Raw genomic sequence first — 16,868 nt, 5'->3', positions numbered from 1 at the left:
AACTTGCTATTCTCTTAACTTTTTTTAATTGAGATATCAGCAGAAAACATATAATGATCAACCTATGGAAGATATTGAGAATATTGAGTTAGCCTATTTAAACCTAAAGGACTATCAGGAGTTAAAACAAGCCATGATTGAGTCATATACTACCATGCCTGATTCTATCTGGAAAGAAGAACAAATCAGAACATTAATTCATAAATTTCCAGAAGGGCAAGCGGTCATAAAAGTGAATAATCAAATTGCAGGCTGTGCATTAAGCATTATTGTGGATTACGATAAATTTGATCACAATCATACATACGAGCAAATTACTGGTAATTATACTTTCAGCACGCATACCAATGATGGAGATATTATTTATGGAATTGATGTGTTCATAAAACCAGAGTTTAGAGGTTTACGTTTAGGCCGCCGTTTATACGACTACAGAAAAGATTTATGTGAACGATTAAATTTAAAAGGTTTAGCATTCGGTGGGCGTATCCCCAACTATCATAAATATGCTGATACGCTCAGTCCAAAAGAATATATTGATAAAGTAAGAAGAAAAGAAATTCACGATCCCGTTTTAAATTTTCAAATTTCAAACGATTTTCATCCGGCGCGTATTTTAACCAATTACCTTGAAGGAGATGCTTCTTCGCATGAATATGCCGTATTACTTGAATGGGACAACATTTATTATGAAAAGAAAAATAAATTAGCGACTACCATAAAAAAAATAGTACGTTTAGGATTGGTGCAATGGCAAATGCGCCCTTATAAAAGTTTAGATGATGTGATGGAGCAAGCTGAATTTTTTATAGACGCCGTCTCTGGTTACAGAAGTGATTTTGCTTTATTTCCTGAATTTTTCAATGCGCCTCTGATGGCAGAAAATAATCACTTGTCTACACCGGAAGCTATTAGAGAACTGGCCAAACACACCTCTGAAATGGTACAACGCTTTTCAAAATTAGCCATTTCCTATAATATCAATATCATTACTGGAAGTATGCCAGAAATGGTTGATGGAAAACTTCATAATGCCGGATATTTATGCAGACGTGATGGCACGATGGAACGTTATGAAAAACTACATGTTACTCCAGATGAAGCGAAGGTTTGGGGGATGGTTGGAGGCAATCAAGTGATTGCATTTGACACAGATTGTGGTAAAATAGGTATTTTAATTTGTTATGATGTTGAATTCCCTGAATTAAGCAGAATATTAGCTGATGAAGGCATGGATATTTTATTTGTCCCGTTTTTAACTGATACACAAAACGGATTTTCACGTGTACGGCATTGCGCTCAGGCAAGAGCCATTGAGAACGAATGTTATGTAGCAATAGCCGGTAGTGTTGGTAACTTGCCTAAAGTTCAAAATATGGACATTCAGTTTGCACAATCTATGGTGTTTACACCTTGTGACTTTGCCTTTCCAACAAACGGTGTAAAAGCGGAGGCGACTCAAAACTCTGAAATGATTTTAATTGCTGATGTGGATATTGATTTGCTTAGAGAGCTCAATCAATTTGGTAGCGTAAGAAATTTAAAAGATAGACGTTTAGATCTTTTTGAATTAAGGAAAAAATAAAATTAATATATGTATGTCAGCCTTTAACAACTGGAAACTTATTTTATTACTATGTTTAACCTTAGGACTGGCACCATACTTTCCTGAACCTCATGTACTGGGCAAATTACGTTGGGTATTAGGCGGAGCAAAAGGAATGCAATTAATGGATTGGTTTGATTTAGTACTTCATGGATTTCCTTTTATACTTTTAATCAGATTTATTATTTTGAAATTTTTGAGAAAAAATGCCAATTAATATCGTTTTAATTGAACCTGAGATTCCTAATAATACGGGTAACATTGGAAGATTAGCTTTGGCAACAGGTTCAACTTTACATTTAGTAAAACCTTTTGGGTTTGAAATTGATGACACCAGACTTAAAAGAGCCGGATTAGATTACTGGCAACATCTTGAGATAATTTATTATGATGATATTGCTTCTTTTTTAGAAATAAACAAAACTGCCGACTTAGTCTTTTTATCAAGTCATGGCAACAAATCACACTGGGATATTCCTTTTAAAGATAATATGTTTCTTGTGTTTGGAAAAGAATCCGTGGGATTACCAAAATCGATTTTAGAAACTAACGCTGACTCATTATTTAAAATCCCTTTATATAGTGAACATGTTAGAAGTCTAAACCTTGCAAATGCGGTTGGTATTGTAGTTTATGAAGGTTTAAAACATTTAAGATAATTACATACGTTCAGGCACTTCAATACCTAATAACTTAAAGGCATTTTTTATAGTTAATGCCACCTTTTTTGAAAGTTGAACTCTAAAAATCTTTTTATTTAAATAGTCTGCCCCCAAAATAGACACATTCTGGTAAAATGAATTAAATTCCTTAACCAAGTCATAAGTATAATTGGCTATTAACGCCGGACTATGGGTTTCTGCAGCATTTTGAATAACCTCTGGAAATAGTTGTAATTGTTTTAATAATTCCTTTTCCTTTTCATGCAATTCAATGTCCGTTAACACCACTGAATAATCAAAATCTGCTTTTCTTATTATAGATTGTATTCTGGCATAGGTATATTGAATAAAAGGACCTGTATTTCCCTGAAAATCAATAGACTCCTTAGGATCAAATAAAATGCGTTTTTTAGGATCTACTTTTAAGATATAATATTTCAAAGCACCCAAGCCAATAGTTTTATATAGTTCCTGCTTTTCTTCATCCGAATACCCCTCAAGTTTACCAAGTTCTTCTGAAATTTCTCCAGCCGTAGTTGCCATTTCTTCAATTAAATCATCGGCATCCACAACAGTTCCTTCTCTACTCTTCATTTTTCCAGAAGGTAGATCAACCATACCATAGCTTAGATGATATAAGTTTTCGGCCCATTCAAACCCCAACTTTTTCAAGATTAAAAACAAGACCTTAAAATGATAATCCTGCTCGTTACCGACGGTATAAACCATGCCACCAACATCAGGATAATCTTTAATTCGCTGTATCGCTGTTCCAATATCTTGAGTCATATAGACCGCCGTTCCATCACCACGTTGCACAATTTTTTTATCCAATCCATCTTGCGTTAAATCACACCAGACTGACCCATCATCTTCTTTTGTAAAGACCCCCGATCTTAAACCTTGAGCAACAAATTCCTTTCCCAATAAGTAGGTGTTACTTTCATAATAAAGGGTGTCAAAATCAACTCCTAAATTTTTATAAGTGATATCAAAACCCTCATAAACCCATTGGTTCATAGTTTTCCATAAATTCACTGTTTCTTCATCTCCTGCTTCCCATTTTAAAAGCATATTTTGTGCTTCCAATAAAATAGGAGCCTCCTTTTTAGCAACTTCTTCAGATTTCCCTTCTTGAATTAAATTACCAATCTCCTTTTTATATTCCTGGTCAAACTTAACGTAATAGTTTCCTACTAATTTATCGCCTTTCAACCCGGCACTTTCAGGCGTTTCCCCATTTCCAAATCGCTTCCAGGCTAACATACTTTTACAAATATGAATCCCCCTGTCGTTAATGATTTGTGTTTTGTAAACTTTCTTCCCTGAAGCCTTCAAAATTTCAGCAACACTATAGCCTAATAAATTATTTCTAATATGTCCTAAATGCAGTGGTTTGTTAGTGTTTGGCGAAGAATATTCCACCATGATTGCTTTTGAATTTGGTTTTACATTGATATAACCATACTGTTGATTAGCATTTATCTCATTAAAAAAATGAACATAATAAGCATCTATAATTTCAATGTTTAAAAAACCTTTAACAACATTAAAAGCTTTAACCTCTTTAACATTATCAACTAAATAATTTCCAATATCAGTTCCAATTTGTACAGGATTGCCTTTAATAAAGCGCAGCATTGGAAAAATAACCACGGTAATATCCCCTGTAAAATCCTTCCTAGTCGATTGAAATTCAATGTCATCTATTGCTGTATTGTATCTTGTCAGTAAGGCTTGTTTAATTTTTATTGATAAAGTCTCTTGAAGGCTCATTAACTCATGTTTTTTATAAGAAAACAAAGATAAAACATTTATTAAAGTTTGATTGTATAAAAAGGTTTAATAAAAAAGTGAAAATATTGTGAAAATTTCAACATGATTATAATTGAAGGCGTGTCGTTTTTCCGAGTTTTTTGCCGTTCAACTATTCGTCGGTTTTTTGCAAAATTTTCAAAGTCATTTAATCTAATTTATTGGTAGAAAAACGCAGAAATTAGATTTTTAACAGGCTTTTTACAACTTTTGTTAAGGTATTGCTATTGCTCTCTGATTAAATTGAGATGAATATAAATTAACTAACATAATACAACTATATAGCGTAGTCTTAATTCCCTCAACAAGAAACATTGTATGATTATAATATTGATGGTTGTATGTTAAATATTGTATGAGGAAAATAATTACTCTTTTTCTATTATTTTTTGTTTACTCTAGTTTCTCTCAAACTAAAGAGATAGACAGTTTATACATACAATTAGCTTTTGAGGAATCTGACACCTTAAAAGTAGACACCTCCTTAAAACTTATTAAACGCCTTTATGAAATTAAAGATTATGATAAAGCGTTAAAATATATTTATGAAAGTGAAAAATTGTCAAACGCCATGAATTACACCTATGGTATTGCTGAAATCACTTATTTTAAATCTTTAATTTACGCCAGTAAAAATGATTACATAAATGCAGTGACTGGTTATGCTAAATCAAAAGCGTTATTTGGTAATTTAAAAGACACCTTAGGAATTGCAAAAGTTAATAACAGTATAGGTTTAATTGAAATAAAAAGAGGCAACTATTCAAAAGGATTACAGTATTCTCTATCGGCCATTAACGAACTTGAAAAAAGAAACCTTAAACCAGAGCTCTCATTGGCTTATAATAATTTAGCAAAAGCTTATTTTAATATTAATGCCCAGGAAAAAGCCATTGAATTTTATGTTAAAGCTTTACAACTGCAAAAAGAGCTAAAACAAAATGATGCCATCATTGAATCGAACAGTCGCTTGGCTGAGTTATATTCTGCCAAACAGGAGTATAGAAAATCTATTGAATATTACGAAACCGTTTTAAAACAAGTTGGTGATTCCAATGATTCCATTAAGGGAAGTATACTTCCTAAATTAGGTGGCGAATATTTAAAATTTAATGATTTTGACAAGGCCACTGCCTATTTACTTGAAGGCTTAAATTTAAATAGAAAAATAAAAAACAAAACGGGACTAACCATTGCATTAAATAACCTTGGAGAATTAAATCTTAACCTAAAAAAGACGAAACTTGCTGAAGTGCAACTGCTTGAAGCGGGATCACTTGCTAAGTCTATTAATAATAATCAGGAATTACTCAAGTTTTATAAACTGATGAAAGATTTAGACTCAACCAAAAAAGATTTTTTTGGAGCTTACATTTGGCAACGAGAATATTATGACCTAAAACAAATCCTAGAAAAGAAAAGTATTATTAAAGACACCCTCACAGATGCCTCACTTGAACTAAGTCCTGACTTTGACCTGAGTTTGTCAAATGAAAAATCAAAAGATTTACAATACACTTCAATGGCTGAAAAGGATAATGAAATTAATCGTTTTCAGCTTATTTTTTATGCTTTATTAGGTGCCTTAGCCATTGTGTCAACCTTCTTAATTTTAATTTATTTAAAACGAAATAACAGTATCAAGTATACCCAAGAATTAGAAGAGAAAAATATTAAAATTGAACTACAAAACAAGGCCTTTCAAGAGCAAACCAAACATCTTGAAAATGTAAATAACGTAAAAGACAAGTTGTTTTCAATCATTTCACATGATTTGAAAGATTCACTCTCCTCAATTAACGGCTTTATAGATTTATTAAAAGAAGGATCCTTATCTAGAGAAGAGTTTGACAATTTAATTCCGGAATTAAGTGAAAATGCTAACAATGCCTCTTTATTACTTTTTAATTTACTTAACTGGTCAAAATCTCAAATGCATTCACTAGAACCTAAACCTACATTATTTGATGTTCAAGAAGTCTTTGAAGATAAAGCAAAATTAATTGAGCAACGTTTAGATAGTAAAGGCATTGATTTGATTGACCATTCCTTGCGCGACTTTGTGTATGCTGATAGAAGTATGATTGAGATAGTAATACAAAATTTACTGGCCAATGCTGTAAAATTCTGTAATAAAGGTGATTCTATAACCATTTCAAACCATATAAGCAATGGTAGTTGCATAATTAGTATCGCAGATACTGGTGTTGGGATTTCTAAGGAGAATATGGAAAAACTTTTTAAAAGCAACTCTTTCACCACCATAGGAACCAATAATGAAAAGGGAACCGGGTTAGGTCTTTCTATTTGTAAAGAATTGGTAGAATTAAACAATGGCAAAATTTGGGTTGAAAGTAATTTAAATGTAGGAAGCACATTTTATGTACAGCTTCCTAAATCTAAATAGATCAAAGGGATTAGGTTTTAGGCAAAAACACTTCAGCCATCATACAACGCGCACTTCCGCCACCACAAGCTTCAATAGTATCTAAAGAACTTGATACAATAGCCTTATTATGCCTTTTAAGCTTCTCAATTTGAGAACTGGTAAGTGAGTTAAAAGCTGATTGACTCATAACTAAATACAAGTCACCATTTGTTCCTTTTACCTGAAGCATATTACCAGCAAAATTATTAACCTGTTCTTCCGTAATATCTATAACTTCTTTACCATCTTCTTTTAAATGCTGAACCACATTTTTGCGCTCTTGTATATCATCAATACTAGATAGGCAAATCACCGCAAAAGTTTCACCCAGACACATCATTACATTGGTATGATAAATGGCTTTACGCACACCATCAACCGTTTGATTGGCATTAAATATAACAGGTGTAAATTCAAAATCTTCACAAAACTCAATAAACAAGTCTTCATCAGCTCTGGGAGAAAGAGCACAATAGGCTTTCCCATGAACTCTGTCTAACAATAAACTTCCGGTACCTTCAAGAAACACACCTTCTTCTTCTGCACTGGTGTAATCAACAATGTTATTGATGACATAACCTTTTGACTCAAGTGTTTCTAAAATATCTTCCCGTCGTTCTAAACGTCTGTTTTCTGCAAACATAGGATACAATCCTACATTACCATTTTGGTGAAAAGAAATCCAGTTATTTGGAAAAATAGAATCTGGAGTATCAAACGCCTTACTATCATCAATAACAATGACATTGACACCAACATTTTGAAGTTTTTCAACTAAGGTATCAAATTCCTGCTGTGCTTTTTTATTAACCGTTTCAGGCAATAAATTATCCAAAACCTTTTGGTAATAATTGTTTACAGCGGTTTGTTCATTCATCCTAAAATTAATTGGACGAATCATTAAAATAGTATTTGTAGTTTGTTGCATTAGAGTTAAATTACTTTACAAAAGTAAAACTTATTGACTTGATTTTTTGAGATCTATTCATTTATTAATCTATAGATCAATATAGCCGTTCTTTTTGTGAGTGCTTCAATGGTTTTTAAATTTACTGTTTCTTGAGGGGTATGTGCACCGCTTCCCATAGTACCAAGTCCGTCTAAACAATCCACATATTCTGCAACAAATGAGGTGTCTGCTGCACCGCGTTTTCCTGGATCATAAGCCTGAACACCGCCTTGATTTAAATCTAAACTCACCTGATTTAATGTTTTTAATAACCTATAATTTCCGTCCGTGGCTTCCATTGCTGGATAACTATCTGTAAATGTAATTTTTGCGCTTGTTTTAGGTAAGCTATTAGCTACTATGGCCTTCATTTTATTACGTGCAGTTTGCTTTTGTTCCTCAGAAATAAAACGCAATCCTCCCTCAACTACCGCCGTTTGCGCCACTACATTTCTTTTACCAAATGCTGTCCCTGCATTATGAGTTTCATCATAATTAACAGTAGTTCCGCCTAAAATAACACCTGGATTGAAGGTTAAATAGTCTTCACCCCGCACTTCATTATAAAAACTATTAAGGATTCTTGACATTTCAAAAATTGCGCCTGCGCCAATGTTTTCGTTAAAAATCCCGGAGGAATGCGCTCGCTTCCCTTCCACTTCAACTTTCCAATCTGAGGAACCTCTTCTGGCAACCGTGGCATAATTAAAGCCTGTTGATGTTTCAAAACATAAGGCAATATCACTTCGTTTAGCCGCATCTATAAGGTGCGACCTACTTATCTCTAAGGGTTTCCCTGTAGATTCTTCATCTCCTGTTAAGGCCACAATAATTTGATTGTTTTTTAATAAGCCATTATCCTTTAGTGCTTTTAATGCATAGAGTATAATAATGTCACCTCCTTTCATGTCGTTGCCCCCTGGCGCTTGTGCCATGCTATCATTCAACATTTTAAACTCTTGAAAAGGACTATCAGCTTCAAAGACGGTGTCTAAATGACCTATTAACAATAATTTCTTTCCCTCTTTTCCTTCATTTTCAGCAAATAAATGGCCTGAACGATTCACTTGTGACATGTCATACCATGCGGTATTAAAACCCATATTTGCATAGGCATGATCAAATTCCATCCCTACTTTCTTGACACCATCATGATTCATGGTCCCACTATTAATATTAACTACCTTTTCAAGAAAATTAATCGCCTCAGCGTTATTAGTTTCTATAGTTTTAAGTATTTTATTTTCTGTTTTACTTAATTTTTGTCCAAATGAAGAATAACATGAACTTATTAGGATCAAGGCTGCAAGTTTTAATAAATATTTAGTAAACATAGTTGAGAATTTATAAAATTAGTCTCTAATTAAAGGCATTGTTGAACAACGCAGTAAACCTTCTTGTTTTGCTATTTCAGCATAAGGTACTTCTTCAACAGTAAAACCTTGCTGGCGTAACCAGGTATTTAAACGCGTAAAGTTTCTTTCAGATACGATTACCGTTTCAGAAATAGAAAATACGTTGCTGTTCATGTTATACATCTCTTCTTTAGTGATTTCAAAAATATTTTCTTTTCCAAAAAAATCAACCAACCATTGGTATTCACGTTCAATCAAAAATCCGTTTTTGTGTAAAATGGCTTTGTTGGTTCCAATAGGTTGAAAACAGCAATCTAAATGTAGTGCATTTTCTTTTGCGTCAGCATTTGATTTCCTTAACTCAAAACTTTTAACCATTTTATCTGGAAACAATTCCTGTAAAGCAATAACTGCATCCATGTTTGTTCTGGCCGTTATATAATCTGAATAGTCATCACCTGAATAGGTTCCAACAAATATATAATCATTCCAAGGCATTACATCTCCTCCTTCTGCATGGCACTCTTTTGGCAGAATAATACGCTTATCAGGTTCTATTTGATTCCAGATGTAATCAATAGCCCTTATTTCTTCTTCCCTATTAGGCAAAATATTAGCTCTTATTATTTTATCTTCAATGACAAAAGCAATATCTCTAGAGAAAATCTGATTACAATCTTTTATAACCTCAGGTCGGTAAACTTTAACACCATATTTTTCTAAAATAGCCGCAAAAGCATCCATCTCTAAAATCATATCTTCTTCCTTAGGATAAGTACCCGCTTTTACGTGCTCAATACTTTTTGGATCATAACACTCCTCTATTTTAGGCACGGGACCATTACTCTTAGCAATTCCTAAGACAACTGCCTTTAGACGAGAAGTTTCATTATTTACATTTAGTTTTAACATAAGGCTAATATAAAAAAAAGCTTCATAGAAAATATGAAGCTCTTAATTTTGAATTTATAAAATTTATCTTTTATCAATTTCTACAAAAGTCCTTTTTGTAGCCCCAACATAAAGCTGTCTTGGCCTTCCTATTGGCTCTTTATTCAATCTCATTTCTTTCCATTGTGCTATCCAACCAGGTAATCTGCCTAAAGCAAACATAACTGTAAACATATCTGTTGGTATACCCATTCCTCTATAAATAATTCCAGAATAAAAATCTACATTCGGATATAATTTGCGGTCAACAAAATAAGAATCTTTTAAAGCTTCTTGCTCTAATCCTTTTGCTATATCTAAAATGGGGTCTTCAATACCTAAATCTTCTAAAACTTCATCAGCCGCCTTTTTAATGATTCTTGCACGAGGATCAAAGTTTTTATATACTCTATGTCCAAAGCCCATTAAGCGGAAAGGATCGTCTTTATCTTTTGCTTTCGCCATATATTTCTTTGTATCCCCACCATCAATTTTAATTGCTTCAAGCATTTCTAAAACCGCCTGATTTGCACCGCCATGAAGTGGTCCCCAAAGTGCAGAGATACCCGCAGAAATTGAAGCAAATAATCCTGCGTGAGAAGAACCAACTATTCTAACAGTTGATGTAGAACAATTTTGTTCATGATCTGCATGTAAAATTAACAACTTATCTAAAGCATCGACCAAAACCTTATTTTGAATATATTCCTCATTTGGTTGTCTGAACATCATTTTTAATACATTTTCAACATAACCAAGATTCTTATCACCATAATCTAAAGGCAATCCTTGTTTCCTGCGATGAGTCCAGGCAACTAATACCGGGAATTTACCCATAATTTTAACTATGGCTTTATACATATCCTCTTCTGAATTCACATTCACAGAGGATGGATTAAATGCCGTTAGAGCACTTGTAAGAGAAGATAAAACACCCATAGGATGCGCAGATTTAGGAAATGCCTCCAAAATCCTTTTAATATCTTCATCAACTACCGATTGCGCTTTAATATCAGCATGAAATTTATCACGTTGTTCTTTTGTGGGAAGTTCACCAAAAATTAAAAGAAATGCTACTTCTAAAAAATCAGCCTTTTCAGCTAATTCTTCAATGGAATAACCTCTATATCTTAAAATACCTTTTTCTCCATCTAAAAAAGTAATAGCACTTTCGCAAGAACCTGTATTTTTAAATCCAGAATCGAGGGTAGATATACCTCCCGTTAAACTCCTTAGATTTGAAATATCTATAACCACTTCATTTTCAGTCCCTGTTTTTAATGGGAATTCATATTTCTGAGCATTAATTTCTAAGATAGCTTTATCTGACATAATTTATAGCGTTTTATTTTTTCTGTGAGTTGCTAAATTACAAAAATTACAATTATTATTTGACCTACCATATACAAATGTTGGGAGTTTTTTAACAACAAAAAGCGTTTATTTTCAATAAACGCTTTTAAAAATTTCTTCGAAAATTATTAAGATTATTTTATATGAATTTAAGTCATGCTTGCTAATTCGTTCTTAGGTTCAACCATTTTTTCCAACATTTCAGTGGTTATGGATTTTGGCCTTTCAAGAGGATAACCTAAAGCTCTATCCCAAATGATATTAGATAAAACTCCAAAAGATCTACCTATTGCAAATAAAACGGTATAAAAATCATATTGAGTAACCCCATAATGCCATTGGACTACACCAGATTGTGCATCAACATTGGGCCAAGGGTTCTTTGCCTTACCTTGTTCTCTTAAAATATCTGGAACTACTTTGTATAAAGCATCAACATATTTAAATAATGGATCCTCTGGCATGTTTTTTAAACAAAATTCTCTTTGAACTGTATATCGAGGATCTGTTTTACGAAGCACTGCATGACCATAACCAGGAATGACTTGACCACTATTTAAAGTATCCCACACGTAGGCCTTCAAATCTTCTTCTGATGGTATTTCCCCTTTCATTTGCTCCATCAATCCTTGCAACCATCTTAGAACTTCTTGATTTGCCAATCCGTGAAGAGGACCTGCCAACCCATTTATCATGGCTGAAGTTGCATAATAAATATCGGAAAGTGAACTTGCTACTAAATGGCCCGTATGCGCACTGACATTTCCACTTTCATGGTCTGCATGAATAATAAAATACATCCTTGATACATCATCATAAGGACTATCTTTACCCATCATATAAGCAAAATTTCCTCCTAAATCCAAGGAAGGATCTGGGTAACGATGACCTTTTTCGGGGTGATATAATTTGTTATAAATATAGGCTCCAATTAACGGCATTTTTGCAAGCAAATTAGTGGCATCCTCATACGTAGTGCTCCAATAATCCATCTTGTTGATTCCATTTTTATAGTTGGAACTAAAATGAGATTCTCTTTCTAAACTCATCACTGCTGCAGACAAAATAGCCATTGGATGACTGTTACTAGGAAAAGCATCAATAACGTCCCAAACATATCTTGGTACGACCCTTCTGTTTTTAAAATCTACTACTAAAGATTCAACTTCTTCTTTTGTTGGTATTTCACCTGTTAACAATAAATAATATAATCCTTCAACAAAAGGCATATTGGCTCGATCTGGCTTTGGCAGTTTAGCTAGCACCTCTGGCAATGTGAATCCTCTATAACGAATACCTTCAAAAGGATCTAAATATGAAATATCTGTAACTAAACTTTTAATACCTCTCATACCCCCTATCACTTGCGCAACCGTAACATTATCAATAACCGTATCTCCATGTTCTTCCAAAAGTTGAGTAATTCTAGGTCTGTGCTCTTGAATTTTTTGGTATAATTTTTCTTTTAAATTATTCATGACCTTATATTTATATGTTTATTTGAAGAGTTAATTTTATAAATTTATCAATAATTTAACACAAAAAATATGACTTATGTCACTTAATAACAGTCATGTAACAAATGTTACATTAATAGAATAATAATATTGATAAAATAAAAAAAGCCAAATTCACAAATGAATTTGGCTTTTTAAAATCTATTAGTTTGATTTATTTTATCTTAAATGCTTTTTCTTGAGGGAAATAGGCCGTTGAACCTAGTTCTTCTTCAATGCGAAGTAATTGATTGTATTTAGCCATACGATCACTACGGGATGCAGATCCTGTTTTAATTTGACCACAATTTAAAGCTACTGCTAAATCAGCAATAGTGGTATCCTCAGTTTCACCAGAGCGATGAGACATAACTGAGGTATATCCTGCATTTTTGGCCATATTAACTGCTGCAATCGTTTCTGAAAGTGACCCTATTTGATTTACTTTTACCAGAATTGAATTAGCAATACCTTCTTTAATACCACGAGATAAACGTGTTACGTTAGTAACAAATAAATCATCGCCTACTAATTGTACTTTACTACCTATTTTATCTGTTAGCAATTTCCAACCTGCCCAATCATTTTCATCCATTCCATCTTCAATTGAAATAATTGGATATTTAGAGGCTAATTCAGCTAAATATTCGGCTTGTTCTTGACTGGTTCTTACCTTTCCTTTATCGCCCTCAAATTTTGTATAATCATATTTTCCATCTACGTAAAATTCAGCAGAAGCACAATCCAAAGCAATCATCACATCGCCTCCAAATGTATAACCAGCGTTTTCAACAGCTAATTTAATACTGTCTAAAGCATCTTCAGTTCCGCCTGCCAAGGTCGGTGCAAAACCACCCTCATCACCAACGGCAGTACTTAAACCTCTGTCATGTAACACCTTTTTCAGATGATGAAAAATCTCTGTTCCCATTTGCATAGCATGAGTAAAATTTTTGGCCTTTACTGGCATAATCATAAACTCCTGAAAAGCGATAGGCGCATCACTATGTGAACCTCCATTTATGATATTCATCATGGGTACGGGAAGCGTATTTGCAGAAACACCACCAATATAACGATATAAAGGCAACCCTAATTCAGCAGCAGCAGCTTTTGCAACCGCTAAAGAAACTCCTAAAATGGCATTAGCCCCTAATTTTGATTTGTTTGGAGTACCATCTAAATCAATCATGATCTGATCAATTAGATTTTGTTCAAAAACAGAAACACCAAGAAGCTCTTGCGCAATAATAGAATTAACATTATCAACTGCTTTTAAAACACCTTTTCCCATATATGCATTACCACCGTCTCTTAACTCAACCGCTTCATGTTCTCCTGTAGAGGCTCCTGATGGTACCGCAGCTCTTCCTAAAATATCATTTTCTGTTATTACATCTACTTCAATAGTAGGATTTCCTCTAGAATCTAAAATTTGTCTAGCATGGATATTAATTATTATACTCATAAGTACAGTTTTTTAACTTTAATTATTCAAATTTACGTTTTAATCTTATTTTAATTTGCGTATTTCTAAAGAATTACACAAATTCTTATCTATAACGTTTTAGTAATATAAAAGCCTCAAAACAAATGATATTTTGAGGCTTTATTTCTATTAATTCTTTTTTAAATTTTCAATAAATAGATCAAAGAGATAGGACGAGTCATGTGGCCCAGGGCTCGCTTCCGGATGATATTGTACTGAAAAACAATTTTTAGATTTCATTGCTAATCCCGCCACCGTATTATCATTTAAGTGTAAATGAGTAATTTCTAAATCTAAATGTGATTCAGCTTCTTCTCTATTCACTGCAAAACCATGATTTTGAGACGTTATTTCTCCTTTACCCGTTTTTAAATTTTTCACAGGATGATTAATTCCCCTATGACCATTATGCATTTTATAGGTAGAAACGCCATTAGCCAATGCTATTACTTGATGACCTAAACAGATTCCAAAAAGTGGTAAATTCCTTTTTATGATTTCCTTTGCCACATTTTGAGCATCTACTAAAGGTTCAGGATCTCCAGGTCCATTTGATAAAAAATAACCATCAGGATTAAAAGACTCTAAATCTTCAAAGGTTGCATTATAAGGAAATACTTTGATGTAAACATCTCTTTTGGCAATATTCCTTAGGATATTCTTTTTGATTCCAATATCAAGAGCTGACACCTTATAAGTTGCATTTTCGTTACCAAAATAATAAGGTTCCTTTGTAGACACTTTTGAAGCCAATTCTAAGCCATTCATACTTGGAAATTGAGCTAGCTGATCTTTTATCTGTTCTAAATTATCAACATCGGTAGTTATCACAGCATTCATGGCGCCATGATCTCTAATATAACTAACTAAAGCTCTAGTATCAACATCTGAAATTGCAAACAAATTATTGGTATTTAAAAAATCTTCTAAAGAGCTATCCGCCACATCTCTAGAATATTCATAACTAAAGTTTTTACAGATTAACCCAGCTATTTTAATTGAATCAGATTCTACTTCATCTTTTTGAGTCCCATAATTTCCAATGTGTGCATTGGTGGTTACCATGAGCTGTCCGAAATAAGATGGATCAGTGAAAATTTCTTGATAACCGGTCATTCCCGTATTGAAACATACTTCTCCAAAAGCTGTTCCTTGCTTGTTTCCAACAGATTTCCCATAAAAAATGGTGCCATCAGCTAGTAAAATAATTGCGATTTGTCTTTTTTGGTATTTCATTTTTTCGAAAGGTTTGGCAAAATTGCAAAAAAAAGGATAAACTTAAAAGTTTATCCTCTAATATTTTACCTGTGAACTAACATTATAAAGTATCACAGTAGTTTAAGATTTTAATAACATCATCATTTTTCTTATAGCTAAGCATGTGTTCTTTAACAAATTCCTTCACTTTAGCTTTATTATTCTCTTCCACTAAAGATAAAATAGCAGATTTATTTAGTTTAATTTTATCCAATTTATCTGAATCATCTTTTAAAATATAATATTGTTCCTTTTTAATATATTGATCATTTTGCAATTTTTGCATGGTCAAAGGATTAATTTGAGATTCCTTTATTGTTAGTTCATGCTTTTTCAACAAATATTTATCATTAAAATGAATAATATCTTCAAAATATGTATTTCTTTGAAAATCCGGATCTAAATGTCGTGAAAACGATTTACCCTTAACTTTTACTTTATCAAAACTTCCATGGTTTAGTACAAAAACAGAGTCTTCTGATATCTTTACTTCAAAACGTTCCACTTGAATGTTATAATTAAGTGCACTTAAAGTATAAACCTGATTCCCAATAAATATATCCCCTTTTTGTGACCAGTTATCAAATAAATAAGGAGAACCCTTGATTTGTTTAGTATTATTTTGGGCTGACACCCAAAATCCATGATCTCCTTGACCTATTATATAACTATTTGTTGGTGTATTTTGTGAAAAAGATACAAACTGTGTTAAAAGTAGGCTAAAAAAAACTATTAAATATTTATGCATTTTAAAATTGAGTGTTTTCTATAAGGTATTATAGTAGTTTAAAATAGTTTGAAAATTTCTTTCATCTTTTATCGAAACATTGTTTTTTGAAATATATTTTTTGATAGCCTCTGATTTTTCTCCAAACATATTTATAAAAGGCTTTTTAGCCAATTTTAATTCCTTTATTTTACCATGATTATAAAAATAATATGTTATAACATCAACATAATTATCAGGTGATGTCTGTTGCGTAAAAGGGTTTAATATTCCTTTTTTTAATTTCTTTTCATATTTCTTAAGAATTTCAATGTCATTACTAACCGCAACAACTTCAAAATAAGTTTTCATTCCAGTATTTAAATACCTTTTGAATTTTTTTCTGTTAATAATGACCTCCTTAATATTTTCATTATTAAAAACATACACAGAATCTTCAGATACTTTTGCTACAAAAGAATTAGTTTTGGTATCATAATTTAATCCTGTCAAGGATAGGTTTTGATCGTTATTTGTTATTAAGATTCCCTGTATACTCCAATCTTTAAACAGATAAAAACTTCCTTGAACATTATTAACTTCATTATTATATATCCAAGCCCCAGATAAATTTTGATTTAATGCCGAATAATCGTTTCTAATTCTTACTTCGGAGTTATTTTGTCCCAAAGCAAAAGTTATAAAAAGCAAGAAAATAATGACAACTCTCATGATGAAAAAATTTTTAGTTAATAATAATTATACAAAAAAAGGATAAACTTAAAATGTCTATCCTTTTTTATATTTTTATGTTAAGAACAC

At 32.5% G+C, this 16,868-nt stretch carries 14 protein-coding genes; 4 read left to right on the top strand and 10 right to left on the bottom strand.

The window, feature by feature from the left end:
• Positions 1–64 precede the first annotated feature (64 nt).
• From V8G56_RS05190 to V8G56_RS05180, 3 genes are read left to right on the top strand one after another with little or no spacing between them, the layout of a single operon-like run.
• A complete protein-coding gene (locus V8G56_RS05190; protein ID WP_395437371.1) occupies positions 65–1,585 on the top strand; it encodes a carbon-nitrogen hydrolase family protein in 1,521 nt (506 codons plus the stop codon).
• Between the two features lie 13 nt (positions 1,586–1,598).
• Positions 1,599–1,823 (top strand): hypothetical protein, encoded by a 225-nt coding sequence (locus V8G56_RS05185; protein WP_395437370.1) that lies wholly within the window; start codon positions 1,599–1,601, stop codon positions 1,821–1,823.
• Positions 1,813–2,265 (top strand): tRNA (cytidine(34)-2'-O)-methyltransferase, encoded by a 453-nt coding sequence (locus V8G56_RS05180; protein WP_395437369.1) that lies wholly within the window; start codon positions 1,813–1,815, stop codon positions 2,263–2,265. The genes V8G56_RS05185 and V8G56_RS05180 overlap by 11 nt, the downstream gene beginning before the upstream one ends.
• Here the strand turns inward: V8G56_RS05180 and argS are convergent, their stop codons facing one another.
• Positions 2,266–4,044 (bottom strand): arginine--tRNA ligase, encoded by a 1,779-nt coding sequence (argS, locus tag V8G56_RS05175; protein WP_395437368.1) that lies wholly within the window; start codon positions 4,042–4,044, stop codon positions 2,266–2,268.
• A gap of 394 nt (positions 4,045–4,438) precedes the next feature.
• Here argS and V8G56_RS05170 point away from each other — a divergent pair, with 394 nt between their 5' ends.
• Positions 4,439–6,490: a tetratricopeptide repeat-containing sensor histidine kinase gene (locus V8G56_RS05170; RefSeq protein ID WP_395437367.1), complete on the top strand. Its 2,052-nt coding sequence runs from the start codon at positions 4,439–4,441 to the stop codon at positions 6,488–6,490.
• Between the two features lie 10 nt (positions 6,491–6,500).
• Here the strand turns inward: V8G56_RS05170 and ctlX are convergent, their stop codons facing one another.
• From ctlX to V8G56_RS05125, 9 genes are all read right to left on the bottom strand, one after another.
• Complete coding sequence (gene ctlX / locus V8G56_RS05165; RefSeq protein ID WP_395437366.1) at positions 6,501–7,439, bottom strand: citrulline utilization hydrolase CtlX; 939 nt, start codon at positions 7,437–7,439, stop codon at positions 6,501–6,503.
• A gap of 53 nt (positions 7,440–7,492) precedes the next feature.
• Positions 7,493–8,794, bottom strand: coding sequence for a M20/M25/M40 family metallo-hydrolase (locus V8G56_RS05160; protein WP_395437365.1), 1,302 nt, complete (start codon positions 8,792–8,794; stop codon positions 7,493–7,495).
• 18 nt (positions 8,795–8,812) lie between these two features.
• Positions 8,813–9,727 carry a dimethylarginine dimethylaminohydrolase family protein gene (locus V8G56_RS05155; protein ID WP_395437364.1) on the bottom strand — a complete coding sequence of 305 codons (915 nt, stop codon included), beginning with the start codon at positions 9,725–9,727 and terminating at the stop codon, positions 8,813–8,815.
• A gap of 63 nt (positions 9,728–9,790) precedes the next feature.
• On the bottom strand, positions 9,791–11,077 hold the full coding sequence (locus tag V8G56_RS05150; RefSeq protein WP_395437363.1) for a citrate synthase: 1,287 nt from the start codon (positions 11,075–11,077) through the stop codon (positions 9,791–9,793).
• 170 nt (positions 11,078–11,247) lie between these two features.
• On the bottom strand, positions 11,248–12,576 hold the full coding sequence (locus V8G56_RS05145; RefSeq protein ID WP_395437362.1) for a citrate (Si)-synthase: 1,329 nt from the start codon (positions 12,574–12,576) through the stop codon (positions 11,248–11,250).
• A gap of 193 nt (positions 12,577–12,769) precedes the next feature.
• Positions 12,770–14,062: a phosphopyruvate hydratase gene (eno, locus tag V8G56_RS05140; RefSeq protein ID WP_395437361.1), complete on the bottom strand. Its 1,293-nt coding sequence runs from the start codon at positions 14,060–14,062 to the stop codon at positions 12,770–12,772.
• Between the two features lie 150 nt (positions 14,063–14,212).
• On the bottom strand, positions 14,213–15,319 hold the full coding sequence (gene carA / locus V8G56_RS05135; protein WP_395437360.1) for a glutamine-hydrolyzing carbamoyl-phosphate synthase small subunit: 1,107 nt from the start codon (positions 15,317–15,319) through the stop codon (positions 14,213–14,215).
• Between the two features lie 82 nt (positions 15,320–15,401).
• A complete protein-coding gene (locus tag V8G56_RS05130; RefSeq protein WP_395437359.1) occupies positions 15,402–16,088 on the bottom strand; it encodes a hypothetical protein in 687 nt (228 codons plus the stop codon).
• Positions 16,089–16,106: 18 nt separating this feature from the next.
• Positions 16,107–16,778 carry a hypothetical protein gene (locus V8G56_RS05125; RefSeq protein WP_395437358.1) on the bottom strand — a complete coding sequence of 224 codons (672 nt, stop codon included), beginning with the start codon at positions 16,776–16,778 and terminating at the stop codon, positions 16,107–16,109.
• Between the last annotated feature and the right edge of the window lie 90 nt (positions 16,779–16,868).

The sequence above is a fragment of the Gaetbulibacter aquiaggeris genome (genome assembly GCF_044003965.1).
Taxonomy (GTDB): domain Bacteria; phylum Bacteroidota; class Bacteroidia; order Flavobacteriales; family Flavobacteriaceae; genus Yeosuana; species Yeosuana aquiaggeris.
Note: the sequence above shows the minus strand (reverse complement) of the source record. Positions and strands in the feature narration are given on the sequence as shown.

Bases quoted from the DNA above. Each gene is read 5' to 3' on its own strand.
- argS (WP_395437368.1), bottom strand. From the start codon at position 4,044: ATGAGCCTTCAAGAGACTTTATCAATAAAAATTAAACAAGCCTTACTG.
- V8G56_RS05170 (WP_395437367.1), top strand. From the start codon at position 4,439: ATGAGGAAAATAATTACTCTTTTTCTATTATTTTTTGTTTACTCTAGT.
- V8G56_RS05145 (WP_395437362.1), bottom strand. From the start codon at position 12,576: ATGAATAATTTAAAAGAAAAATTATACCAAAAAATTCAAGAGCACAGA.
- carA (WP_395437360.1), bottom strand. From the start codon at position 15,319: ATGAAATACCAAAAAAGACAAATCGCAATTATTTTACTAGCTGATGGC.
- V8G56_RS05160 (WP_395437365.1), bottom strand. From the start codon at position 8,794: ATGTTTACTAAATATTTATTAAAACTTGCAGCCTTGATCCTAATAAGT.
- V8G56_RS05150 (WP_395437363.1), bottom strand. From the start codon at position 11,077: ATGTCAGATAAAGCTATCTTAGAAATTAATGCTCAGAAATATGAATTC.
- eno (WP_395437361.1), bottom strand. From the start codon at position 14,062: ATGAGTATAATAATTAATATCCATGCTAGACAAATTTTAGATTCTAGA.
- V8G56_RS05125 (WP_395437358.1), bottom strand. From the start codon at position 16,778: ATGAGAGTTGTCATTATTTTCTTGCTTTTTATAACTTTTGCTTTGGGA.
- ctlX (WP_395437366.1), bottom strand. From the start codon at position 7,439: ATGCAACAAACTACAAATACTATTTTAATGATTCGTCCAATTAATTTT.
- V8G56_RS05130 (WP_395437359.1), bottom strand. From the start codon at position 16,088: ATGCATAAATATTTAATAGTTTTTTTTAGCCTACTTTTAACACAGTTT.
- V8G56_RS05185 (WP_395437370.1), top strand. From the start codon at position 1,599: ATGTCAGCCTTTAACAACTGGAAACTTATTTTATTACTATGTTTAACC.
- V8G56_RS05155 (WP_395437364.1), bottom strand. From the start codon at position 9,727: ATGTTAAAACTAAATGTAAATAATGAAACTTCTCGTCTAAAGGCAGTT.
- V8G56_RS05180 (WP_395437369.1), top strand. From the start codon at position 1,813: ATGCCAATTAATATCGTTTTAATTGAACCTGAGATTCCTAATAATACG.
- V8G56_RS05190 (WP_395437371.1), top strand. From the start codon at position 65: ATGGAAGATATTGAGAATATTGAGTTAGCCTATTTAAACCTAAAGGAC.